Consider the following 24216-nt stretch of genomic DNA (forward strand, 5'->3'; position numbering starts at 1 on the left):
GTCGATGATTAATATGTCACAAACGGTTCTGAATATCGTAGAAGCCGATCTAGCTTCTTCGGGAGTTCAAAGCGTTTCATTACAAAAACGGATTACTTCGTATGCGCATGTTGGAAAGCCGCAATCGCTTCGAACTCATCCTTCAGCTGATGATATACACGAGTATAAATGCTTGTCAACTGCTGATACACCTCAACGTGCTCCTGATTGGCTGTATGTCTGTGTTGAACCTGCATCCAGTCATGAACGACGGAAAAATCTTTGATCTCGCCCATAGCAAGTAAGCCCAGCTGTGCAGCACCAAGTCCCGAGCTTTCAATTGTATTAGGTACGACGACAGAGCTTCCCGTTACGTCGGACATCATTTGCAGCCAAAAGCTAGACCGCGCAAAGCCGCCGGAAGCACGAATTTCCTTGGTAGGACCTGAAAGTTCCTCAAGCGCAGATAACACGGATTGGATACGGTACATAACACCTTCCATAACAGCGCGGATCATATGCTTTTTCTGGTGATACAAGGAGAGTCCGAAAAATACACCTCGAGCGTTTGCGTTCCAGTAAGGAGCCCGCTCTCCAGCAAGCAGCGGCAGGAAAATAAGTCCGTCTGAGCCTGCAGCGACTTCCTCGGCAATCGATGTCAAATAGTCATAAGGGTCTAGGCCTCGACGTCGACCTTCCTCAGCTTCTAGAGTAGCTAATTGATCACGTACCCAACGGAACATAATTCCACCGTTGTTAATCGCTCCACCGACGACCCAGAAGTCCTCTTTAAGCGCATAGCAAAACAGCCGTCCCTTCGGATCGGTAATAGGCTCACGCACAACGCCACGCACGGCACCACTCGTACCAATAGTAACGGCGTAGACACCCTCTTCGAATGCCCCAACCCCTAAATTTGCCAACACTCCATCAGCTGCACCCAGAACAAATGGCGTATCTGCATGAAGTCCCATAGCTTGAGCGTATTGCTGCTTCATTCCAGCGAGATGATGCGTTGTAGATACGGGCTCTGGAAGCTGCTCTCTGCGAACTCCGCAGGCTTGCATGGCTTTCTCGTCCCAATCCAGCTTACGTAAATTGAATAAACCAGTCGTGCTCGCAATTGAATAATCGACCACAAACTGGCCGAACAGCTTTGCAAATATATATTCCTTAATGCCAATAAATTTATGAGCGTTCTCAAATACATCATTTTGATTGTCCCTAAGCCACATGAGCTTTAGCAGCGGGGACATCGGGTGAATGGGTGTGCCTGTATTCATGTAGATCTGATGCCCGTCCAGCTGCTCGTTCAGTATCTTCACATAACCAACACTGCGATTATCAGCCCAAATAATGTTAGGTGTTAAAAGATTTAGTTCACTATCGACTGCAATCAAACTATGCATAGCCGAGCTGAACGAAACACACAAGATCTGGCTTGGCAAAATCCGCGCCTTGGCAATTACCGCCTGAATGGAAGTTAACAGCGCAGCAAAAATTTCATCGGGATCCTGCTCCGCCATGTCCGGGCGCGGTGTGTACATCGGGTACTCTACGGAATGTGAAGCCAACACTCGGCCTTCCCGGTCAATTACCAACGTCTTGGCGCTTGTTGTCCCGAGATCGGCCGCTATGATGTAAGGCTTTTGTGACGACAAACTCATTGTACCAAATTCCCTTCACTGTCAAATTGGAGATCGTAAGGCTCGCTTAGAATCTCAATATCTGCATGCTTTTTGGCGTCCTCCAACAGATTGACCGAAATTTCGATTTCACCCAAGTGCAGAGTATCCTGAATTCGGATAAGACGGCATTTGGTATAGTCAAGAATATTACACGTTTTTACAGCCGCCTTAATAGCATAAAAGTCGTTATCAAGCGTAGTCGAAATTTTGGTCGGTGCACATACTGTTGAAGTTAGTCCATTAACAAAAGTTGCAGCCAAATCCATTTTATCGACTAAACGTTGTGTCGTAAAGTCAGCAGTTCCTACACCATTAGCATTTCCTTTGGTCTCAGGTGTCAAATCAAGCACAACCATTTTGGATACATCTGGTCCGCCATGCGCATAAGGCGTTGGATATCTTCCCGTAATATTTGGGTCCATTCCGTCACCACTAATATTTTTGCCAATGTAATCGATAACCAGCACATCGACCTGATCGAACAAAATTTTGGGAAGTCTATCCTTTGCTTCCTTAAGCAATTCTTCCTCGCGTGCTTCGATTTGCTCAGCAGGCAGCACTTCAATGCGGCAGGTTTGATCATAGGCATTCTCAACAAGTGCGACACCGAACACGATGGGCAGCTTTTCGATCATAATGGTTGCCATAGCCGGTACATTTTCAGCCATATATTTAAATCCGAGCTGATGGCAGGCTTCCGCACCCTTTTGCTTGCCTAGTCCGATCGCGATCATTTTCATAATCCCGCTTTCAATTCTGCCGCGGAAAGCCGTATGCGGCTTCACCCGATTAATCACAACAATAGCGTCTGCTGTCGAAGCGATTTGATCCACATAAACAGGCAGTCCGTTTGGAAGCTCGTCAAGCTTGATAACCTCCATAGAAGAACGGATCGGTGCTCCCATTAATTCCTCTGTAACGCCCAAATGATGCAGAACATCCTTCTGACCTTCAGCAGTTGCCCCACCATGACTGCCCATGCAAGGTACGATAAAGGGGTGTCCACCCGCTTTTTTGATCGCATCAATTGTAATTTTCGTAAATAGATCAACGTTGGCAACACCACGGCTCCCTACGGCAACAGCAACCTGCTGTCCAGGTTTGATTCGGTCGATCGTACCTGGTTTTTGCAGCTCGAGCTTAAGGGATTCCTCCAAATTGTCAAGCTTAGTACCATCGAATTTTTGACGAATACGCACCATTTGTGGAATCGGAATGTCTTTGAGAACTTCTCTTAAGATACTCATTATTGTATACCTCCTGAAATGTTGGTCACGGATTCCCGAATCACGAGCTCCGTATGAAAAAAAATCGTTTCTTTTTCTACCTGCTTCGATTCAATAAAAGAAAGCAGCTTGGCTGCGCCTTCTCTGCTAATTTGCTCAATGGGCCGACGTACCGTCGTAAGCGCTGGTGTCATAAAGCCTGAAAAAATATGATCGTCGAAGCCGACTACAGAGATATCGCCCGGAACACTCAGCTGTTTCTCTGTTATAGCTTTGATCGCACCAAGTGCCATATCATCATTGCAGCAAAAAACGGCGGTTGGTCGATTTTCCAGCTGCAGCAGCTGGGTCATGGCCATATGACCGCTCTCTAGATCATAATTCCCTTGTTGCTGATAGTCCACACTTAGCGGCACCTGATACGCTTCCATCGCTTCCTGATAGCCTTCACGGCGGGCTTGAGTGGATTTAAAATTCTGCTTCCCCTCTATGATAGCGATTTGCCGATGGCCCTGTGTAATTAAATATTCCACAATCAGATAAGCGCCTCGCTTGTCATCAGGTACCATATTCATCACCTGAACATTCTCAATCTGGCGGTTCAGCACAACGAGTGGAATTTCAAGTTCAGCAGCATATTCAATAAAAGATTGGTCTGTTGCGCTTTGACTCATGACGATAATCCCATCATAGCTTTTGCGATTAACCTTATGAAAGCTGGTATAGTCGTCGATTCCACGTACGATCAAGTTGTAACGATCTTGAATCACATCGTTAACACCTTTTATGGCCTCATATAAAAAACCTGCCGATGTACCCGTGTGTAAAGTTGAAAAAAACAATCCAAGATTGTAGGATCGATCAAGTACAAGACTTTTAGCGTTGTAATTTGGTGTATAATTCAATTCCGCCGCAAGCAGTCTAATTTTCTCCTTGGTTTCCTGATTAATTAAAGGACTGTCGTTCAAAGCACGGGAAACTGTTGTATGAGAGACGCCTGCCAGCTTGGCGATATCCTTGATTGTAACGCTCAATCCTACCACCTCAAAATTTATCATATCATATAGCTGCACACGTTAACAACGAGCAATTTTTGCGCAGTATATACGCTTTTTGCTGTTTTTATACATGAAAAATGGCCTGTGCAGAATTCCACAGACCATTTAGTCAAACTGTTTACATTTCCAGCTGTAACATTTCATGCCTTAGCTCCAACAACCTTTCTTTGCTAGTATGAATGGCTTCCGAATCGTTGGCTTGAAGCGCATCCTGCAGACTCATAAGCTCGTAATCGAGCTCCATACGCAGAACAGGGATACGATCGTCCAGACGCTTAGATCGGAACGCCTGCATCATTTCATCCAATGTGACTCCAGATTCCTTTTGGAATAGCACTTTATGCTCCACCCCCGAGATTTCTACCATCCGGATAATTTCACCAAACATAATATTTTCAATCAAAATTTGTCTGTCCTTGAAACGTTTGACGATTGCATGACCGCGAGTATCACCAATCATTTTTTCCATCAACTCAGCGAGCTTCTCATCCTTAAAAGAATAGTTGCCAACAATTTTATAGCGATCTCCCAGCCGTTGGAACTTCAGCTTTACCAGCTTTCTGCCGGTACGAATCGATACGATAAATTGCTGATCGCTTTCATTCCAATACAATGAGTAGCCTTCCTGTATAAGCGCCTTAATGAAATTACGGATTAGCCGACGGTCAAATCGTAACTCAAGGTTGCAGTATTCAACTTCATGACTCTTACTCACGGCAATCCCCTCCAATATATGCTTGGCACTCATTGTGAATTTGTTGCGCCACAATCGACGACAACCAATAGTGACAAAACGATTACTCCATTTTTCGAATGAATAGTCAGAAGATTCAGTTACTTATTGCTATTTTATTATGAATTTTATGTTTTGGCAACTTGCTTTATTAATTAATTGTTATTTATTTTTTTGAAAGCAAACAAATCGCCCGGAATATAGCCCAGACGATTCTCTGTTAAAGACTTATGTTCGTTTTACCTTTATTTTTGAGCCGATTGTCTTATCGCTTCTTCTTCCCTAGCCTTTTTCGCTTCATCTTCTTTACGTGTAACTTCACGTTCTAGTTGGTCATCCAAATCCGTCCAGCCGTAAGTATTAATCGTATAGCCATCCGAGCCATCCACCAATTTTTCCTCCATTTTGGTTAAGATCAGCTTGGTTGAGATAAAGTGGTTAATCGTAAATTTGGAACTTGACCTGGTTTGATAAAATAAATATTCATACATGTTCTCTGTTCCCAACTTTTCAATCATAATCGGTGTGTTCGTAAATGAAATATCGTCCGTACGATTACTCGCACTATCTTTAACATACGTTTGAAGCGCCTTAATTCTATTGGTATTAACTTCGCCGGAAATTACATAACGCTCATATCCACTTTGGATCGGTGTCGGCATCTGCTTTAAGCGCTTTTTCATTTCAGGCTCACTTATGTAAATGGCTCCGGTCAGTTTTTCTTTGGATTGCTTCAAGCCGTTCGTATCAATCCCCATTTTCCTCACATCGGAAAGACGATAATAGATCAAATTATTTCGCACTCCTGTACCCTCATCGGCGTAAGCCAGCATCAATGGATATTCAGCTCCCAAATAATTAACCTTGATGGAGTAAGGGTTGCGAAATTTAAATTCTTCAATGGACTGATCCTTCTCAACGACCGGCTGCTCAGGATTGATCCGACTGTTAATGAAGATCGTTTTAGTCGCATCTTTCCAAATAATGCTTGCTCCCAGCAAATTGCCTATCTCCTTCAAAGATAAGTAGGTTTTATCTGCATACACTATTGTTGGACTCTCTAATTGTATCGGTTTTCCATCGAGCACCACATTGAAATCAGGACGTAAATAGGCGTCGACCCGTTGAAGCACATCCTCTGCATATACACCAGCCGTGAATGCAGTTGTCAATAGAGTTCCCGTAATCAGCACGCGTTTCCATCGTTTCATTCGCTATCCAAACCTTTCTTGTTCATGAATTGTTGGTACCCTGTAAGGCTGTATATTTTTCAATTAGACTACTTCGGCACGATGAACCTTTTCTCCTTCATAAATTTTATATTGACAAATATGCTAATTCCGATAGAATAGGTTGGTATATACTATTAGTGTGATCTTTCAAAAGAAAACTAACTTGTACGGAGTTCATGGAGGAGTGAGCAACACATGATTGAAATCAAGAATATCAGCAAGACGTTTCAGCAGCGAACCGGCGGCACATTCACCGCTATCGACAATGTCTCTTTAACGATTCAAAAAGGGGAATTCGTCTCCTTGCTGGGACCATCCGGCTGCGGAAAATCCACACTCTTAAATTTGGTTGCAGGACTTGAGCATGCGGAGCAGGGAAAGATAACCGTCAACGGTAAAGACTGCAGCACTCCTGGACCTGATCGTGTCGTGGTATTTCAGGAACACGCTCTGTTTCCATGGCTAACCGTGCTCGACAATGTAGCATTCGGGCTTAAGCAAAAAGGAATAGGTAAAAAGGAACGCGAGGAAATGGCACGGGAACAAATCAAGTCTGTACACTTAAGCCGATTTGCAGATCGTTATCCGCATGAGCTGTCAGGCGGGATGAAGCAACGAGCGGCTATTGCACGCGCTTTGGCGATGGACCCTGAGATCCTGTTGATGGATGAACCATTTGCTGCATTGGATGAACAAACCAGGCTTATTTTACATAAAGAGCTGGAAGAGATCTGGATGCGTACCAAGAAAACGATTCTATTCATCACCCACAATATACGTGAAGCTGTTATTTTATCTGACCGAGTTCTCGTCATGTCGACAAGACCTGGTACCATAAAAAAAGAATTTGCCGTTCAGGCAGAACGTCCAAGAGATGCATCCGACCCACTTCTTCACCATACGGAAACCAACATCATGGAAGTTCTTGCCGATGAGTTGGAAAAAGTCGTAAAGGAGGAGATGGGCGATGAGTACAGCCTTAAGAAGAACACTCTTTCTGATCGTAGTTCTAATAGCATGGGAAGCGGGATTTAGAATATTTGATTGGGGCTGGAAATTCCCCTCTGTTGTCCAAACTGCCCAAGCGTTCTATGACGGCTTTGTTCATGGTCAGTTGTTGGAAGCAACCCTACAGAGCATACGCAGGCTGCTGACGGCGTTTGTACTCGCAATATCGATTGGTGTTACTCTCGGCTTTTTATTCGCCAGATACCGCTTTTTGGACGATACCCTCGGCTTCCTCGTCGTTGCCCTGCAAACCGTCCCAAGTATCGCCTGGCTGCCTTTTGCTATTATCTGGTTCGGAATGAACGACTTTTCCGTCGTATTCATTACTACACTTGGTGCAACCTGGACTATGGCTATGTCGAGTCGAACCGGTATTATGAATATACCTCCTTTATACCTGAAAGCGGCACGAACGATGGGTACGGGCAACGGCTTCAAGATGTTTTACCAGGTTATGGTCCCTGCTGCCTTCCCTCATATGATAACGGGAGTTCGTGTTGCATGGGCATTTGCCTGGCGGGCACTAGTATCCGGAGAGTTGATAGCCAAAGGTGTTGGCCTTGGTCAGCTGCTCCAGGATGGAAGAAGCTTATCCGATACCGCTTTGATGCTGTGTGTAGTTATCATTATTGCCGTCTTGGGTACACTTTCCGACCATTTTTGCTTCAAACGGTTGGAGGATACAATTTTAGTTCGCTACGGCCTAGCCGAGAATAAAAATAAAAAATAGCGACAATTTATAAAAAGGGAGAGTTCATCAATGAAAAAACAAGGTTCACTGTTATTGGCCCTGCTGTTAGTCACCGTACTGGTTCTATCTGCATGCGGCAAAAAAGAAGAGCCAACCGCTCCTGCTGCTGGAGGAGCCGCTGCTCCGCAAGCACCAACAGCATCGACAGTCCGCATCGGGATATTCAAGAATGTTACCCACGCAGCAGGTTACGTTGCTTTGGAACAAGGTTTGTTCCAAAAAGCATGGGGAGATAAAGTTAAAATCGAGGTTGTCGGCTTTGACAACGGCTCCGATTTCTCAACAGCGCTAGCTACAGATCAAATCGATCTGGGGTATACAGGACCTGGACCCGCTACCAACCAATTCGTTAAAAGTAAGAACTTCCGGATCGTCAGCGGATCAACGAATGGTGGAGCTGTATTGGTAGCAGCTAAAGATTCTGGCATCACAAGCCCTAAGGATCTGCTTGGTAAAACTGTTGCAATCCCGACTAAAGGCAGCACGAACGAAATTTCACTGCGCCTGCTGCTTCAGCAAAATAATTTAAAAATCACTACAGATAAAACCGGTGTAAATATCATTGCACGTGCACCTGCAGACACCATGGTAGCTATGCGTCAAAAAGAAATTGATGCTACTCTTGTTCCAGAACCTTGGGGCACACAAATGGAGCAAGAAGGTGTAGGCAAAATCATCGTAGATTGGGACAAAATCCCACCAAACAATGGTAACTATCCTTTGACTTTGCTTGCTGTAAGCGACAAGTTCCTGAAGGATCACCGTGAAATGACAAAGCAAGCGATTAAAGCCAATGCAGAGGCTGTTGATTTTATTAAGAAAAATCCAGATAAATCATATGAGCTTATTAACAATCGTCTGAAAGCTTTGAGTGGTAAAGGCATGGAAATCAACCTGATTAAAGCATCTCTGGGTCGTTTTAGCTTAACCACAGATGTAAGCAAGGAAGCCATCGAAGAAATGGCTAAGGTATCTATCGATGCCGGATATATTAAAGACGTAAAGAAGGAAGAGCTTGATCTGAGCAAGTTTGTGGATCTGACCCTGTTAAATGAAGTAAAAGCAGGCAAATAATACGGTAAAGTCTAAAAGCCCTTCGAGCATCTGAATGATGCCTTGAAGGGCTTTTTTCACGACTTGAAACTTGAATTCAAGACCACTACATATCCGTGGGTGCCATCGAGACGGATCAGGTCTCCATCATGAATCAGCTTGGTTGCATCATCAATGCCTACAACAGCTGGAAGCCCGTATTCGCGTGCAACGACAGCACCATGCGTCATTAATCCACCGACTTCCATCACCAGACCGACACACGAGTGAAATAATGGCGTCCAGCCTGGATCTGTATAGGGCGCAATTAATATTTCACCCTTGTTCAATTTAGCTTCCTCAGGCCGTAGTACAACGCGAGCAATACCTTCTACAACCCCTGCTGAAACAGGTGTTCCGACTAGCGCATGCTCTGGTGCAGCTTTCTGACTACGGCTGCCCGTAATGATTTCTCCCTCGCTTGTCATCAGACGCGGCGGCGTTAGGGACCTAAAGTACTCATATTCCTGTTTACGTGAGTCAATTATTTGGGAAAGATGCTCAATAGGCCTTCCTTCCGTCAACTGCAGCAGCTCATCTAAGGACAAATAAAAGACATCCTCGCGTTCCAACAGCACACCGGTTTGTTTCAAGCTCTGCGCTTCCTTCAGAATGGACTCCCGGAATAAGCCAAAATGCTGCATCATCAAATATTTAGGATGCTCTCGTAAACACATCAAATCACGAAATACTCGCATCAGGCGGCGCATCAGTCTTTTTTTGAACCATCCGAAGGATTGCCTACCGATCCGTTCTAATAAATCATCAGCGGCCGCTTGCGCTTCTAATGCGCCTTGTGCGAATCGCTCCCGATGCTCCTTTGGCTTCATGGCTCTCATATGGCTTTCAATCGAGGGAAGTAGTGAGCTGGCGTCCTCTCCCCATCTTGGACGAGTAATATCGATTTCACCGGCACAGCGCATGCCATACAGCTGGATAAAGCGGTCCCATCCCGCTAAAAAGTGGGATCCCCCTTCAACGGTCAAAAGATCCTCACGAAAGCTGGATACGTTGCCCTCATGAATCAGCCTGATTACTTCCGGATAGGGTCTCGCTAAATCTGCCAAATCTCCAATCATCAGTCCCATCTCACTGGTGACGTTACCAGTCAGCGATTTATTCAGGGTATGGATAACTTCCTTATCATTTAACCATCTTATAGCAAGTTCTTGAATCAATTTTGAGGCAATCACACCCGACAATGGATACGCCATCAATTGTTGAAATAACGAACGCAGCAGCTTACCAGCGTGTTCTTGTACCCAAATTACCCGAGTCGTACCACTTACATCTGGCAATTGATCCTTGCTTGATTGGAACGAGGATCTTAACCACCTGTTGACGGTGTGAATCGCTTGTGATGTATCAGCAAACACAAGATTATTAACAACTCTCCCAAACAAAGGAGCGACAAAACGGGCCACCTGCATAGGAAGTCCTTTGGGTTGTTTCAAGCCTTGAACGAATGCATCTCGTTGAACGAAATCGCCTACTCCGATGCCTATCATTTCATCCACACCTTTCAACACCTTAGGCACAATGTTTCGTGCGGGCTTGAGTGTGAGTATGGGGGTGATATCGATAAACATTCTTCCGCCTGCACGATAGGTGAACCGACTTTCAACTTGAACTGCAGGCTTTCCAAAAGGAAACATCGTCTGCCAAATTGACAGCGCCATTGGCTTCATCGCATCCGGCATCATCTGCTGGTGACCGAATGATAGGAGAATATGCGGGGATTCCCCCTGATCTGTCAACACTTGGGGCAGTGGGTATAAAGAGGTAATCGGTCTACTCTGAACCAGGAAGAGAGTCCCCTCCGCCAAACACCATTCCATATCTTGATCCGCACCATAATGAGCTTTGACGCTTTCACCGAGAGAGGCCAGCTGTTTAATTTTCGAATCCTCAAGCGCCTGCCTGTTTTGCATGTCATCAGGCAGATCCTTTGTAACGGTTCCACCCTCCGGTAATGAGAAAATAGCAAGCTTCTTTTTAGCTATTTTTTTAGAAATGATCGTTCCCGCGCGCACCTGATATAAATCAGCTGAAACCAATCCAGAAACAAGAGCCTCTCCAAGTCCAAAGCTTGCATCTATAGACAAGGTTCCCCGATGTCCACTAATCGGATCAGCTGTGAACATAATCCCAGATACTTCAGGGAACACCATCTGCTGAACAACAACGGAGAGCAGCACCGTTCGGTGATCAAATCGATTTTTGGCGCGATAGGAAATAGCCCGATCCGTGAACAATGAAGCCCAGCATTGACGGATAGCTTGCAGCAGCTGCTCTCTTCCTTTTACATTTAAATAAGTATCCTGCTGTCCCGCAAATGAGGCCGTTGGAAGATCCTCGGCTGTCGCGCTGGAACGTACAGCATACGCATGATCTTTTCCAGATTGCTCCCAGCTGTTTAGGATTTCAACAACAATGGCTTCAGGAATCGATACCGTCACCAGATGATTCCGTATCTTTTGCCCAAGCTCGGTTATTGCACCCAGATGATCGGCTTCTATTCCATCCAACTGATGAAAATAAGCTGCCATTTGGTCGCTTTGTCGGATAAACTCGCGATATGCTGCAGTTGTTACACAAAACCCAGGAGGCACCGGAAACCCAGCCCGCGTCATTTCACCCAGATTTGCGCCTTTTCCGCCTACAATCGGCAAGCTGGATTTATCGATCTGTGTAAAATCAAGAACGTATCCTTTCATCACACACACGCTCCTCAATCATTGTTATGAATTCGAAGGCCCTCTGTAAACATAACAAGCAGCGTTTCTGCCACATCAGTAGTTGAAAATCCATGCTTCGCTGCAAAATCAGGACGCAAAAAGGTCTGAACACTTTCCGACATGAGCACAGCCGCTACTCGCGGATCGACATCTCGAATCACACCCGCCTCCTGAGCTTGAACCAGCAGTTTTTCTATAAAAGTAAGCTGCCCGGAGCGAAAAGCCTCAATATGTGCCCATAGTTCAGGAATATATTTCTGGACATCCTCCAGGAACACTGGATTCAGCTTTACAATCTCTTGTTTGACTCCCTGAAGTGTGTCTCTTAAAATGTGAAGCGGATCGCCATCCATCTGTGTGGATTCGGCAATTTTATTCCTAATCGCAGCCATAGTGTTCTCCAGTACAGCAGCAGCGATCTGCTCCTTTCCGTCGAAATACAAATACAATGTTTTCTTGCTCATGCCAAGTTTTGTCGCCAGATCACTTAGAGTCACATAACGATATCCATTTATTTGAAATAACTCCGTTGCTATTTGTATGATACGTATGCGCATAGCTTCGTCCACAATAATGCCCTCCACAGCCTTGAAACCAAGGAAACTATATTAGTTTTTATAGTTTCCATTGTATATAAAAAATCCGTTCATGTCAATTTACTTATCCTGTGTTGCTATCAGCATCAAATCAAAGGACAGCTAACCCCATGATTAGCTGTCCTTCTCTCAAACCTTTAATAAGGCTTAGGAATTTCAATTTTGTGTGTTATACCATCTTCGGTAAAGTAAATATCCACACCATGACCCTGATCATCCATAAAATAGGATACATACTTAGGCTCTTCCTTACGTAGCGGCACCAAAAGTGTTGCTATGCGATGACTACGTGCTGTCCGTGTTGTAGCTGTCAAATGCCAATGATTGTCCAGACCCTCAATCTCTGCTGGGTCCACATCCGTAAACTCGTTATGCTGCGACAACACCAGATCACCAGACGAGCTGTAAACGAAACGCCCCTCCATGTCGGCCTTTTGCCCATGAAGCTTAAAGGACTGGCCATTCAGCTCCATCTCATAAAGTGTATGGAACAGCCAATCGACACGTCCAGGCTGTGACAGATCGATCTGGTCTACAACGACGATATAGGAGCCACCAAAGAAATACAGCTCTCTGACATATCGTTCTAAATAAGGTACATTCTCTTTATATGCTGCCGTCGCATTGCACCGTGAATAGGTGTAGCCCTCATGGACTTCTACAGCCTCCACCGTTCCGGATGCCGACATATTCAGTACCTTGTTAGTGCCCGCATATTGACCCAGACCATCGATCAGTACATTATTGGTAGACCTGGTCTGCTTGCGCCAGTTCATGTGCATGGTGCTGCCGAAGGCAATGTAATAGCCGCTCTCTATAGCAAGCGGTTCCCCATAGGCGTGCAGCAGAAAGCCGTTCTGGTCTCCATGGCTGTGGCTGATCGATCCATAAGGACTGCTTTTTGCCAACAGCATGACGTGGTCTTCCGGACGATCCATATGGGCATGAAAAGCAACCCAGCCTATATCACGGAACCATTTCACAGGTTCGATATCTGTAGGCGCTTTGGCTTGTACAACCGGATAATCGTGTTTGTACATGAGCTCGTCAAACCGGAAATCCCACCAACCATAGTTGTAAAATTTCATCTCGGAATCGGTATCGATAGCTCGAGTCTGCTCATAGTACCATTGATAGTGTCCATTATTGGTAACACCAGCAAATTGACGTATGTTGAAGCCTGTTTTCAAGCTCACTGGATCTCCAAGCGTGGATTGGTCACCAAAGCTGGCGCGAAGTGTATCTGGGCTAAAGCAATACAATGGGAAATCACCTGTACGCTGGAAGAAAGGACGGCGGTAAAAGTTAATTCCCGTATATTTATTTAATAGATTCATAGCTTCTGTCACAAACGCCATTCCTGTTGTCCAATACATTGGACCTTCCGCCCAGCCCCCGTCTATCCCACCCCATGGGGAATACAAACATGCATAATACTCCAGCGTGTAATCAAGCCATTCTTCTGCCTCTGTGGCCTCACCAAGAAGAACCATACAGCTTGGAACGATAACTGAAGACAAGGAGCGAACCGCATGACTGTCAAAGGGCACATGGTGGATTTTGGATCGTTCGATCACGTGGAACGCAACTTGACGTGTCCGGGTCAGCAAATTGATTCGTACCGCTTCGCGATCTTCCTCCGTCAGCTCATGGAACAGCCAATCATAACCCCAGGCAAGCGCCCCGGCAATACGAAAGGATGCCTCGTCGTTATAGTCCCGACTTGTCGTGCCTTCTGGATTCCACGAAGTAATGTGTAGCAGCCATTCTTTGGCCCGTGCTATCAAAGCCTTATCTTCAAGAATAACGCCAGCCACACTAAGATGGCGAACCGCGTACAGAGCTTCCTGACAATCAATATACATTTGACGCCATAGGCTGGCAACACGCTTATTATTTGGATAAGGCAAAGGCTCAGCGATCAGTTCACGTTCAAACCACGGTTTAACCGAGCGCTCAACGAATAGATCCCAACCGCACTCGGAAGGAAGCTCACGTACCTTGCGGCGAAATTCCGGAAGCTCTTCCGCTTGCAGCCACAATCTTGGATGCTCCTGAGACAGTGCTTTATATCTTTGACTGCGCGATGGCAGCGGTGTTTCTGGCAATCCGTCCTGCACGTTAAAACTGCGAACGTGGCTCCATTCCGTTTGCTGCCCATCCCCTTGCTGCAACAGCGCATACCGCCAATAGTAGGTTCCCGCAGAAAAAACATGATCAGGTGTATACAAATTGTAAGGAATCGGCTGAACGGTAATGGTATCCTCTGTAGTGAACAGCGAGGAGGAAGAATATTGCAATATATACTGGTCATGCTCAAGCTGAGCCGGAATCCAGGTAAACCGCGGCGGATTTTCGATCAAAACTGTCTTTTCGTCTGGTGTATATTGCACAGTCAATAATCCACTTTGTGGTTGATATAACGCTTTACTCATGTTTATCCCTCCAGGTCACGATAAGGCCTTGTTCAGGATCAAGCACGCAAACTGCTTCTTGCGATTGTGTGCTTATAACCAGCTGCCCGTTGCTCGCTTCACTATTATCCTCGCTTCTTGCTTCCCAATTAGCTTGAGCCGCAGGTCCAACCTTATAAATCTGTACAAAGCTTGCCCGCTTGCCCGTCTGCCGCTGTAAAAGGCCGTTTAAGGGCAGACTTGGATCCACCGATGTGCCAGGTGTTTCAACCCGAAGCAGTGACGTGCCTGGAAACGCAAGAATCGATTGATGCAGCCACTTTGTGGTGTCGTTATCTGGTACATATCGGAGCGTCAGCATCTTGGGAGCCTTAAGCTTGTCTAGTTGTCCTTCCAGTCCCAGGCTCTCGCCTTCTTCAGTTTCATAATAGTCCGTAATCTTAACCAGACCATAACCGTGATCAACGAAGCCAAGTCCCCCATTGCCATCCACGGTCCCGCTTTCTCTCACCCAAGCACCATCTGCAGCGTTAGGTTTAATGAGCGGATGCATCCACCAATCGATTGTTTGCTCTTCAACCAACTGCACCTCAAACCAATCCAGCAGCCAATCTCCGCTTAAGAGCAAGTGCCTGTTCAATATACACCCCTCATAGGCTTCATCTGACTGCAGCCATACATATACCGCTTGCTCCGACTCCGTAAACAACTTGCAGCGGCCTGTATGTTCAGCTTGAGATTGCCCTCCAATCGATACTGTGTTATGACTGACCGTCTCGGCAAACCATGACTTCCGCAGGGAAGATCCATAAGGAACTACGCCCAAATCAGGTGTAAATGTCCCCTCTTCGTGCTGTATGGTTACATGCAGCTTATCATAGTGTCCATGTGATCCTCCGTGTGGACCGAAGTCTGCGAGAAATGAGAGTGAATTACCCGCTTTCCGTCCAACAACAAATCCCGAATCCTTTAGCAGCAGCGTGCTTCTTCCAGATAATAGGCCTGTATCTGCGAGATTGGCATCGCCTTCTCCATAAACAAGTGCTTCCAATGAGATACGACGAGCTTCCCCATCCATTTGCCGATAAGCTTCCCCTAACAACGGTGCATAGAGCTCATTCCCATAGTGGACAAGTCCAATCTCCAAAATCTCAGCGATCTCTCTAGCAAAAGGAACCCGAGCCAACGGTCCATCATGCAGTGCCGGGAGCACACCCTGATCATCTGCAAGACCGACAAGCACATCAAACATCCCACGCATGGACTGACCTTGCTCGGCCTGTACAGGATATAAATCCACACCGAACCGCTCTGCCATTTCTGCCGAAATCAAATAAGCACGCAATACAAAAATATGATAATAAGTGCTGCCCTCAAATTCAAATTGATCCGGTTTTACACCAATGGCCAAGTGGTGCTTCCAGCCACCTTCTCCGTCTATCAAGCCTTGTAGAAGCTCTTGCTGACCACGAACGGCATAAACGCAGGAAAGCGAAGCATTCAACCAAGCTGTGTAGTTGTTTTCCGGGTTTTGGCGATCGTGAATCAGGATCTGACGGTACTGAACCATACTCTCTTCAAGCATGGAAAGAAATATATCCAGTGTCGCTTTTTCCTCTTCGTTAAAACGAACCCCTTCATCCTGTAGCAGCAAATAGGCGCGCAAAAGCGTCGTAGACCAGATCGCCTCCGTTAATGCCTGATGAAAGGCGCGCCCCTTCAGCATCCAAGGCTGGGCATCCGGATGAACCGGATATTGTGGAAATTGAGCCGCATAATTGACAATAATTCGCTTGGCTAGCTCGGCGTAGCTTTGATCCTTGATTCCTGCGTAAATAGCCGCAGCTTGCAGTGCACACCTTGCCATAGACTGGTGCTTGAAAACAAGCCAGGCCCCGCGGTACGCGTCACCTTCAATACGGCAGCCATGCGGACAATGGAAGCTATAAGCATCTTGTTCGTTTGGATCAAACAACAGTTCAATATGATGCTCTGGGCATACATATTGATGCCACCAGCCGCCAGGCTCTTTTGGAATGTGTAAACTATCGCTGGAAAGAAGAGCATCCAGCTCTTCCTTCAGCTTCTGCAAGGTTTCATTTGCCCATAGGGTGGATTGAAGCTTCTCTTCTATTCTCATCGCATGAACATCCCGCCGTTGACTTCAATCGTCTCGCCTGTCAAATAAGAGCCCAGTTCCGATGTCAGATACAATACAGCACCCGCTACATCCTCCGGTGTACCCTCACGTTTTAACGGGATTCCGCCAATAGTTGCCTGACGTGCAGCATCGGTCGTAAATGTCGCATGAAACGCAGTTTGCCCAATGAAGCCAGGGGATACGATATTCACAGTAACGCCATCACCTGCGACTTCTTTGGCCAAGCCCTTGGAGTACGCAGATATAGCTGCTTTACTCGCTGCATAAATACTTGCTCCGGGTCCGCCACCGTTATGTCCAGCTACCGAAGCCATATTCACGATTCGCCCTGCACCCTTAGCTTTCATGCCAGGAATTACACGTTTGCACATAAATACAGTGCTTTTCAGATTGACATTCATGATTTTGTCATACATCTCTTCTGTCATTTCGACATTAGGCATACGTTGTACCATATGTCCGGCATTATTAACCAGAATATCAATCGTTCCGCCAAATGCACTTTCTACACCACTCACAAGGCTTTCGATCTGTGAAGCGTCAGTCAGGTCTGCTTGAAACAACTCTGCTTGTCCGCCGGCTTGGCGAATGATCGCTACCGTTTCTTCGCCTTGCTCTTTATTGTTCATATAGCTAACGCCAACCTTAGCACCGTTTGCTGCCAATAAGACTGCGGTTGCGCGCCCAATTCCTGCGTTAGAACCGGTAACTAAAGCGATTTTTCCATTTAATTGTGTATTCATTATGTGTTTCCTCCTAAGATTGACGGTTTATAAAATTCATCCCGTTTTATATTTTTATTGGTTTAGGTATATCTGGCATGGACAATATAACTCGACTACCTTGTCCCCATTCACTTTCAATCTGCATTCCATACTGCTCGCCGAATACCATTTGAATCCGTCGATGCACATTCATCAACCCAATACCGCCGCGGCGATAGTAACCTGACTCCGTCTGCTGCTCTGCCAACCGGTTCAGCTTTAACTGCTCCTGCAGCTCCCTAAGCCTTTCAGACGGGATACCAACGCCATTATCTTCTACAATGACTTGAAACAGTCCATTATACTTCCGGGCATCAATAGATATCCGGTGGTGAACTTCAATCCCATTCGGAAAAGCATGCTGAAAGCTGTTTTCTATCACAGGCTGAAGAGTTAAACGAACCATTTTTTCCAACAGCAGCGAGGGCGGGATAATCACATCAATTTCAAACTCGCGGTCAATCCGATGCTGTAAAATAATTAAGTAATTACGTACATGATTCAATTCGTTGGCCACTGTGATTTCTTCCAAATTCGTCTGAATCGAATACCTTAGCATAAAAGCCATCGCTTCGACCATTTCGGTAATCTCATGCGAATCCTGAACAATAGCATAGCAATTAATCGTCTCCAACGTGTTATACAGAAAATGCGGGTTAATCTGCAGCTGCAATGTTTGAAATTCGGCACGATGCCGTTCAATTTCCGTCTCCTGTATCTGCAGAGCATCCTTCTGCTGCTGAAGCTCGGCTGCATACACTTTATTGATCATTTCGGACAAGCGTGTGACCATTAGATTATAGCTGTGAACGAGACCACCAATTTCATCTGTCCGCTCGATCTCATCAATATGCTGAAAATTCCCTTTTTCCGTTTCACGCATGCTATCCTTAAGCTCTCGTATCGGCGCCAATAGCGAGCGTCCAAACCGCCAAGCAAACCACAGCGCCACAACCAAAGTCAGCAATCCCACAACAATTGTCGTTGTTCGGATTGTAGAAATCGGTTTACGCAGTTCACTGACTGGTACGGAGGCGAGAAGCCGCCAGTTCGAGTAATCCGATTTCCGTGCTACAAACATTCGGTTTTTTCCCAAATATTCAGCTTGGAATACCTTATTACTGCTATCTGTCAAATGGGAGGCAATATTATTGAACACCTGATCATCAGGTTGTGCGAAGGGTGGATGATAAATCGATTTTCCCGTCTCATCCACAATAAAAAAATACCCTTCCTTCCCTATATTGACACGATCCCATATCTTCGCAAGCTCCTGCAGCTTGAACTCAATCGCTACAATTCCTTTAAAATCCGTATAAGCAGCCCCACGCACCTGACGTGCCATGGTAACTACATTCCCTTGATCGCTCTGACGAAAGCTTGTATTCAAAAGAACAATGGAACCGTCCTCAGGTATAGCTTTCATCAGCCAATCATATCTTTCAGGACTAAGTCCGGCCTCACTGAAAAGAAAGTTCTGATTATCATACACGACAGATCTGCCCTGCCGCCCAACGATATAAATAACATTCAGCTGTTTGTAAATCGTTTGGATCGATTGTACCGATCTTAATGCAAAATTTTTAATTTCGTTCGAATAATAATAATATTCGTAGGAATCATTTGGACCGATTTCGAAAAAATTTCTAACATCCGTATTGGATGAAAAGGTATTGCTCAGCAGCTCGTAGGTTTGTAAATAAATATCTGTTTGATAAGCAACGTTCTCGACCATTTGCTCCATATACTGCTCTACCTGCGTATCCAAGGCTCGGGATGCTTGAAAATATGACACAAATCCAACAGAAGCGAGCGATATTACTATGACAATCGCGAAATAAAAATACACTTGTCCTGAAAGCGTGCGTATTCTCATCACTCGATTCCCAGCTTGTTCCTGAATTCAGATGGCAATAAACCCGTGTGCTTCTTAAAGGTCTTTGTGAAATGCGGATGGTCGGCATAGCCCACTTCTCCGGAAATATCCGTAATCCTGTAATGCGGCTGAGCTAACAGCTTCTTAGCTTTTTCCATACGTCTGCGTGTACGGTATTGCACAAAGGTTTCCTGGGTCGATTGTTTAAAGAGCTGACTGAAGTAGGAAGCATTAAGACCAATACGGCCCGCAACCTCCTCAAGTGATACCTCCTCAGCTAAATGTGTTTCTATATATTGCTTGGCTTCTTCAACAGGGTCCTTCAGCTTGCCTTTGCGTTTCACTTTCAGTTCAGCGAATAATTGCTCAAGACTTGCTGCAAAACGAGCATATACCTCATCTTCATTCTTGACACCTTGTAAATCCAGCTTTTCTATAAAAGTAAACACATCTCTGCTAAGCAGACGCTTATATAGCAGTGAGGAGAATTCTCCCAATACATCAATCCATTGATTCAAGCGCAGCCGCTGTTCTTGAAGCTCCTGTTGAACCTTGAGCAACATGCCACATAAACCTTTATGATCCAGAGACCATATCGCTTCCTCCATAGCACCTATCCATTCCTCCAACCGCTGTACGGAGACAAAGGTTTGAGATTGCTGCAAAGCATGCAGACGTGTCAGCTTGACCAAAGCGGCTTCCACGGTTTTCTTGCTGATCGGCTTTAATACATATTCCTTCACACCATAGGACAAACATTTTTGCGCATATTCAAAATCGCTGTACCCGGACACAACCACTATGTGTATACTGGGGTCCAGCTCTGACACCTGTCTACATAGCTCAAGCCCGTCCAGCTTTGGCATCCGAATATCCGTAAATAAGAAATCGGGGCGCGCCTCACGAATTTGCTGCAGCGCATCATCGCCATTTTCCGCTAGTCGTAAGTTTGATACCGGCTGACCTGATTGTTGAATCAGCTTTTGTAATCCTTTACGGATCATCGGCTCATCATCTGCAATTAGAATACTGTACATGAGTTCGCCTCCTTTGCTGAATTAAACATCTATGCTTGTAGTATACACGATGCCAGATATGAAATCTTTAATGCGCAATCCTGCCGGATATATGACCTGAATAAAACGTACTCCCCATGTCATCAGACATGAGGAGCTTAAAGTAGAGCAATTATCGACGTGGCATGCTGATAGTCACGCTTGGATCTTGTTTATTAAATTTCTCAGTCGCTTCTTTGATGACGTCATTCCCGCCCTTGGACTTGTATTCTTCAATAACCTTAGGCCAGTCGGAAATTGGCTCTTTTCCGTAAACCATTTTGACCATGTGCTGCAAAATAAGCGGTGCGGCATAGTCGGATTCCGGTGAAATGTCCGGGTTTTTGATCAGTGCGTCGAGGCGCGGTTCGAATTGGATTCCATCGCGGCCTTCTTTAGCAAGCATGTTATCATACGTACTCATCAGCTTTTTACCTTCTTCAGTCAAGCTGAGTGTGCCTTTGTTGTAAGTTGTGTCTTGAACCATCCAAAGGAATGCTTGACGGTAACGCTCTTCGTCGATAGCCTGAGGATCTGTAGGTGCTTTGTAATCAATTTTTCCATCAACCGTTTTAAAAGTTTCACCTTCTACACCGAATGTGAAGAACTTCTCAGCTTCATCAGACAGCATCCAATCGAAGAACTTGATGATGGCTTCCGGATTTTTCACATTTTTGTTAATGAACCAAGCCCGGGTAACGGAATTATACAGATACGCTCCACCCTTGCCGTCAGGTCCTGTAGGTGCTGCGATTAGCTCGATCTTGGCAGTTGGCACGTTCGCTCTCATCTGCTGTTCCCATTGCAGTACTTCATTGGCATTCATCGACCAAATACCGGATTTACCTGCGAGAATCGAGTTTTTATAAACCGTAGGGTTGATGGTTGCGAACTCTTTGTTGATCAAGCCCTCATCATACATGGTTTTATACGTTTGAAGCGCTTTCGTCATGTTTTCGACATTGAAGAATTTAGGTACGATCTGATCACCTTGCTTCATAAACATCGACATGTAAGGGTAGGCATCAAATGCACCGAAGAATGAATCCGCATACTTGAAATTTTCGCGGCCTTGGTAAGGGTTTTCAACACCCATTTCTTTAAACTTGCGCATCACCGTCAAATATTCATCTACTGTTTTTGGAATCGGCAGCCCTGCTTTATCCAGCAAGTCCTTACGAATGGCTACAGTACGACGGGAAGGATTCGACAGATACTCAGGAATCGCGTAAATTTTACCTTTGTAGGTTTCTTTCTGCCATGCATCCTTAGGAATTTTTTTCAATAGATTTTGTCCATATTTTTGTAGTAAATCATCTAGTGGCATGAACACTCCAGCTTGTACGGAGCCAGCCATTTCCTTACCGGATACCCCGCCAGAGCCACCCACTACATCTGGAATGTCATTGGTAGCAAACATTTGTACCATCTTTTGCTCGTATTCCTTGTGTGGAACCAATACGATATTCAGATCCGTATTCGTTAAATCTTCAAGCCTTTTCACCCATTTGTCTTCATTAATATTTGGTGATTTTTCTACGTGGTTAAAAGCCAATGTACGCATAGAGATGGAAAACTTGGCTTTCTCCGCAGGCTTGCTGCCTCCAGCAGCGTTACTTGCTTCAGGTGCTTTGGTAGAACATGCTGTCAATGTAGTTACTGCCATTACCGAAGCCAAACTTACTTTCATCCACTTTTTCATGTATTACCCCTCTTTTCTGATAGCTGATAATAGTTAACAATGATGTGTAGCGCTTTCAAGATAGCTTCATTGTAGATTTACCTAAGAATTGTCACAATGGACTTTCATTAGGTACAGTAGGCTTTTTTTTAGATGTGCGTTTATGATTTAACCGAACCGATCATCATACCCTTAACAAAATGCTTTTGCAGGAAAGGATAAATGAGAACAATCGGAATGGTAGCAATGATAATAGTTGCCATCTTGATGCCTTCCGGATTCATATGTGCTAGTGAGCTGAATTGGGTAGCCGAAGGATCGATATTGATATCATCTGACATGATGAGTTGACGCAATTTCACCTGAAGCGGCCATAGGTTCGGGTTGTTCAAATAGTATAGGGCATTCATATACGTATTCCAATGGCCTACCGCGTAAAATATTCCGAGCGATGCCATAACCGGCTTCGACAGTGGCAATACGATACTCCAGATCATCCGTGTTTCGCTGCAGCCATCAATACGACCGGAGTCAATGATTTCCGGAGGAATTTGCATAAAGAAAGCACGCATAACGAAGAAGTTAAAAGCGCTTATAGCTCCTGGCAAAATCAAAGCCCACAACGAATTAGTCAGGTTCAAGCCCTTCATTAATATAAAGTTAGGAATCAATGGAGCGCTGAAAACCATCGTTATCAAGACGAAAAACACAATATATTTACGTCCCATATACTCCTGTCTGGATACAGGATAAGCGAGCGAAGCTGTAGCCAGCAAGTTGATGATCGTACCCACTACTGTAATGTATACCGTAATTCCGAACGATCTCCATAATGAACCATCACTGAATACATATTGATAATTAATCATAGTAAAATCAACCGGCCAAAACACTACTTTACCGTTTATTATTGCCTCTGATGAACTAAGTGATTCCGCTAGAACATTCAAAAAGGGCAGAAACATCAGCAATCCGAGTATAGTCAAAAAGACGATGTTGAATCCATTAAATACTTGCTGTCCAGCACTTGCTTTTCTCATACCGTTTCCTCCTCTCCTCTATTTAGTACAAGCTTTCGCCCGTTGTTTTTTTACTGAATATATTTCCGATCACAATGAGTACGAGACCAACAATCGATTTGAACAAACCAATAGCTGTTGTGTAGCTGTACTGCTGCGACTGCAAACCTGATTTATAAATATACGTATCGAGAATTTCACCGTTATGACTGTTAAGCGGATTGAGGAATACATACACACGCTCAAACCCGAAATCAAGAAATTTACCGATATGAAGCAAGAATAAAATCATAATGGTCGGCAGCAACGAAGGCAGAGTGATTGAAATCGTTTGACGCCAGCGGCTCGCTCCATCCACTTCAGCAGCTTCATACAAATCAGGATTAATACCTGCCAGCGCTGCCAAATAGATGATCGTGCCATAGCCTGAATCCCGCCAAATCCCTGAACCGATCAATACGGAACGGATATAAGAATCTTCACCTAGAAAATAGATAGGCTGGAACCCCAGATAACTAATGAATTGATTAAGAATTCCTGTCGATGGTGAAAGAATCCCGATAGCGATTCCGCTAACAATTACCCACGACAAGAAGTGTGGCATGTAAACGAGTGTTTGCAAAAATCTTTTGTACACGACTACACGTAATTCATTTAACAGCAAAGCTAGAATAATAGGAGCTGGAAATCCGAGCACCAAATCATATAGCCCGATTAACAGCGTATTGTTTAAAATAATCAGGAAATCGTAATGGGCAAACATTCTTTTAAAATGCTCAAGCCCCACCCATTCACTTCCCATGATTCCTCCGAACAAATTGTACTCCTGAAAAGCGATGATGGAACCGAACAACGGAATGTACTTGAAAATAAAGAAATAAATAATGCCTGGCAGTGAAATCAGATAAAGCGCTTTATATTTCCACATAAAGCTGAATAGGCTTTTTCGGGTTGTTGCGCGATAGCTGACCTGCTCTGCTGATTGAACCTTGCTTGCCATATGGCCGCCCCCTTTGGTTATGAATCTGTACATGCTTGATTGATATACCCCTATCCTACTTGCAATGAAGACATTCAACAATGGAATCCCTTTTATCTAACTTGTGTTTTTTTTAGGTTTGTCACAAAGACTTCCGCTGCTCATA

18 protein-coding genes are annotated in these 24216 nt (G+C 45.0%); 3 read left to right on the top strand and 15 right to left on the bottom strand.

Annotation, left to right across the window (positions count from 1 at the left end):
- Nucleotides 1-92 precede the first annotated feature (92 nt).
- The 5 genes from gntK to BM210_RS16155 form a co-directional block, all read right to left on the bottom strand.
- Entirely contained in the window at nt 93-1646 is a 1554-nt protein-coding gene (gntK, locus tag BM210_RS16135) for a gluconokinase (RefSeq protein WP_091170073.1), read from the bottom strand.
- Nucleotides 1643-2914, bottom strand: coding sequence for a nickel pincer cofactor-dependent isomerase, group 22 (locus tag BM210_RS16140; RefSeq protein WP_091170075.1), 1272 nt, complete (start codon nt 2912-2914; stop codon nt 1643-1645). Before BM210_RS16140 ends, gntK begins: the two co-directional genes overlap by 4 nt.
- A complete protein-coding gene (locus BM210_RS16145) occupies nt 2914-3927 on the bottom strand; it encodes a LacI family DNA-binding transcriptional regulator (RefSeq protein WP_091170078.1) in 1014 nt (337 codons plus the stop codon). The genes BM210_RS16140 and BM210_RS16145 overlap by 1 nt, the downstream gene beginning before the upstream one ends.
- Nucleotides 3928-4069: 142 nt before the next feature.
- Complete coding sequence (locus BM210_RS16150) at nt 4070-4666, bottom strand: hypothetical protein (RefSeq protein ID WP_091170080.1); 597 nt, start codon at nt 4664-4666, stop codon at nt 4070-4072.
- A 263-nt stretch (nt 4667-4929) separates the two neighbouring features.
- Nucleotides 4930-5895: a stalk domain-containing protein gene (locus tag BM210_RS16155; protein WP_091170082.1), complete on the bottom strand. Its 966-nt coding sequence runs from the start codon at nt 5893-5895 to the stop codon at nt 4930-4932.
- 216 nt (nt 5896-6111) lie between these two features.
- On the opposite strand from BM210_RS16155, the gene BM210_RS16160 reads away from it, so the two are divergent.
- From BM210_RS16160 to BM210_RS16170, 3 genes are read left to right on the top strand one after another with little or no spacing between them, the layout of a single operon-like run.
- A complete protein-coding gene (locus BM210_RS16160; protein WP_091170084.1) occupies nt 6112-6951 on the top strand; it encodes an ABC transporter ATP-binding protein in 840 nt (279 codons plus the stop codon).
- Nucleotides 6884-7654, top strand: coding sequence for an ABC transporter permease (locus tag BM210_RS16165; protein WP_256223662.1), 771 nt, complete (start codon nt 6884-6886; stop codon nt 7652-7654). Before BM210_RS16160 ends, BM210_RS16165 begins: the two co-directional genes overlap by 68 nt.
- A 30-nt stretch (nt 7655-7684) precedes the next feature.
- Nucleotides 7685-8749 (top strand): ABC transporter substrate-binding protein, encoded by a 1065-nt coding sequence (locus BM210_RS16170; RefSeq protein WP_091170087.1) that lies wholly within the window; start codon nt 7685-7687, stop codon nt 8747-8749.
- A gap of 56 nt (nt 8750-8805) precedes the next feature.
- On the opposite strand, the gene BM210_RS16175 is transcribed toward BM210_RS16170, so the two are convergent.
- The 10 genes from BM210_RS16175 to BM210_RS16220 form a co-directional block, all read right to left on the bottom strand.
- Nucleotides 8806-11484 (bottom strand): phosphoenolpyruvate synthase, encoded by a 2679-nt coding sequence (locus BM210_RS16175; protein WP_091170088.1) that lies wholly within the window; start codon nt 11482-11484, stop codon nt 8806-8808.
- Nucleotides 11485-11498: 14 nt separating this feature from the next.
- Nucleotides 11499-12074, bottom strand: a complete 576-nt coding sequence (locus BM210_RS16180) for a TetR/AcrR family transcriptional regulator (RefSeq protein WP_091170091.1) — start codon at nt 12072-12074, stop codon at nt 11499-11501.
- Nucleotides 12075-12238: 164 nt separating this feature from the next.
- Nucleotides 12239-14536 (bottom strand): DUF4962 domain-containing protein, encoded by a 2298-nt coding sequence (locus BM210_RS16185; RefSeq protein WP_091170094.1) that lies wholly within the window; start codon nt 14534-14536, stop codon nt 12239-12241.
- On the bottom strand, nt 14529-16655 hold the full coding sequence (locus BM210_RS16190) for a heparinase II/III domain-containing protein (protein ID WP_091170097.1): 2127 nt from the start codon (nt 16653-16655) through the stop codon (nt 14529-14531). Before BM210_RS16190 ends, BM210_RS16185 begins: the two co-directional genes overlap by 8 nt.
- Nucleotides 16652-17419: an SDR family NAD(P)-dependent oxidoreductase gene (locus BM210_RS16195; RefSeq protein WP_091170099.1), complete on the bottom strand. Its 768-nt coding sequence runs from the start codon at nt 17417-17419 to the stop codon at nt 16652-16654. Before BM210_RS16195 ends, BM210_RS16190 begins: the two co-directional genes overlap by 4 nt.
- A 46-nt stretch (nt 17420-17465) precedes the next feature.
- Complete coding sequence (locus BM210_RS16200) at nt 17466-19316, bottom strand: cache domain-containing sensor histidine kinase (RefSeq protein ID WP_091170102.1); 1851 nt, start codon at nt 19314-19316, stop codon at nt 17466-17468.
- On the bottom strand, nt 19316-20353 hold the full coding sequence (locus tag BM210_RS16205; RefSeq protein ID WP_091170103.1) for a response regulator transcription factor: 1038 nt from the start codon (nt 20351-20353) through the stop codon (nt 19316-19318). The genes BM210_RS16200 and BM210_RS16205 overlap by 1 nt, the downstream gene beginning before the upstream one ends.
- Before the next feature lie 151 nt (nt 20354-20504).
- Nucleotides 20505-22073, bottom strand: a complete 1569-nt coding sequence (locus BM210_RS16210) for an extracellular solute-binding protein (RefSeq protein ID WP_091170105.1) — start codon at nt 22071-22073, stop codon at nt 20505-20507.
- A gap of 140 nt (nt 22074-22213) precedes the next feature.
- The gene (locus BM210_RS16215) at nt 22214-23092 is read right to left on the bottom strand and encodes a carbohydrate ABC transporter permease (protein ID WP_091170108.1); all 879 of its coding nucleotides are present in this window, start codon (nt 23090-23092) and stop codon (nt 22214-22216) included.
- Nucleotides 23093-23114: 22 nt separating this feature from the next.
- The gene (locus tag BM210_RS16220; RefSeq protein WP_091170111.1) at nt 23115-24071 is read right to left on the bottom strand and encodes an ABC transporter permease; all 957 of its coding nucleotides are present in this window, start codon (nt 24069-24071) and stop codon (nt 23115-23117) included.
- Nucleotides 24072-24216 lie beyond the last annotated feature (145 nt).

The sequence above is a fragment of the Paenibacillus sp. 1_12 genome, from assembly GCF_900114475.1.
Lineage (GTDB): Bacteria > Bacillota > Bacilli > Paenibacillales > NBRC-103111 > Paenibacillus_S.

Excerpts from the sequence above, each read along its gene's own strand:
- gntK (WP_091170073.1), bottom strand. The coding sequence starts at position 1,646 with ATGAGTTTGTCGTCACAAAAGCCTTACATCATAGCGGCCGATCTCGGG.
- BM210_RS16140 (WP_091170075.1), bottom strand. The coding sequence starts at position 2,914 with ATGAGTATCTTAAGAGAAGTTCTCAAAGACATTCCGATTCCACAAATG.
- BM210_RS16155 (WP_091170082.1), bottom strand. The coding sequence starts at position 5,895 with ATGAAACGATGGAAACGCGTGCTGATTACGGGAACTCTATTGACAACT.
- BM210_RS16160 (WP_091170084.1), top strand. The coding sequence starts at position 6,112 with ATGATTGAAATCAAGAATATCAGCAAGACGTTTCAGCAGCGAACCGGC.
- BM210_RS16165 (WP_256223662.1), top strand. The coding sequence starts at position 6,884 with ATGAGTACAGCCTTAAGAAGAACACTCTTTCTGATCGTAGTTCTAATA.
- BM210_RS16170 (WP_091170087.1), top strand. The coding sequence starts at position 7,685 with ATGAAAAAACAAGGTTCACTGTTATTGGCCCTGCTGTTAGTCACCGTA.
- BM210_RS16175 (WP_091170088.1), bottom strand. The coding sequence starts at position 11,484 with ATGAAAGGATACGTTCTTGATTTTACACAGATCGATAAATCCAGCTTG.
- BM210_RS16185 (WP_091170094.1), bottom strand. The coding sequence starts at position 14,536 with ATGAGTAAAGCGTTATATCAACCACAAAGTGGATTATTGACTGTGCAA.
- BM210_RS16190 (WP_091170097.1), bottom strand. The coding sequence starts at position 16,655 with ATGAGAATAGAAGAGAAGCTTCAATCCACCCTATGGGCAAATGAAACC.
- BM210_RS16195 (WP_091170099.1), bottom strand. The coding sequence starts at position 17,419 with ATGAATACACAATTAAATGGAAAAATCGCTTTAGTTACCGGTTCTAAC.
- BM210_RS16200 (WP_091170102.1), bottom strand. The coding sequence starts at position 19,316 with ATGAGAATACGCACGCTTTCAGGACAAGTGTATTTTTATTTCGCGATT.
- BM210_RS16205 (WP_091170103.1), bottom strand. The coding sequence starts at position 20,353 with ATGTACAGTATTCTAATTGCAGATGATGAGCCGATGATCCGTAAAGGA.
- BM210_RS16210 (WP_091170105.1), bottom strand. The coding sequence starts at position 22,073 with ATGAAAAAGTGGATGAAAGTAAGTTTGGCTTCGGTAATGGCAGTAACT.
- BM210_RS16215 (WP_091170108.1), bottom strand. The coding sequence starts at position 23,092 with ATGAGAAAAGCAAGTGCTGGACAGCAAGTATTTAATGGATTCAACATC.
- BM210_RS16220 (WP_091170111.1), bottom strand. The coding sequence starts at position 24,071 with ATGGCAAGCAAGGTTCAATCAGCAGAGCAGGTCAGCTATCGCGCAACA.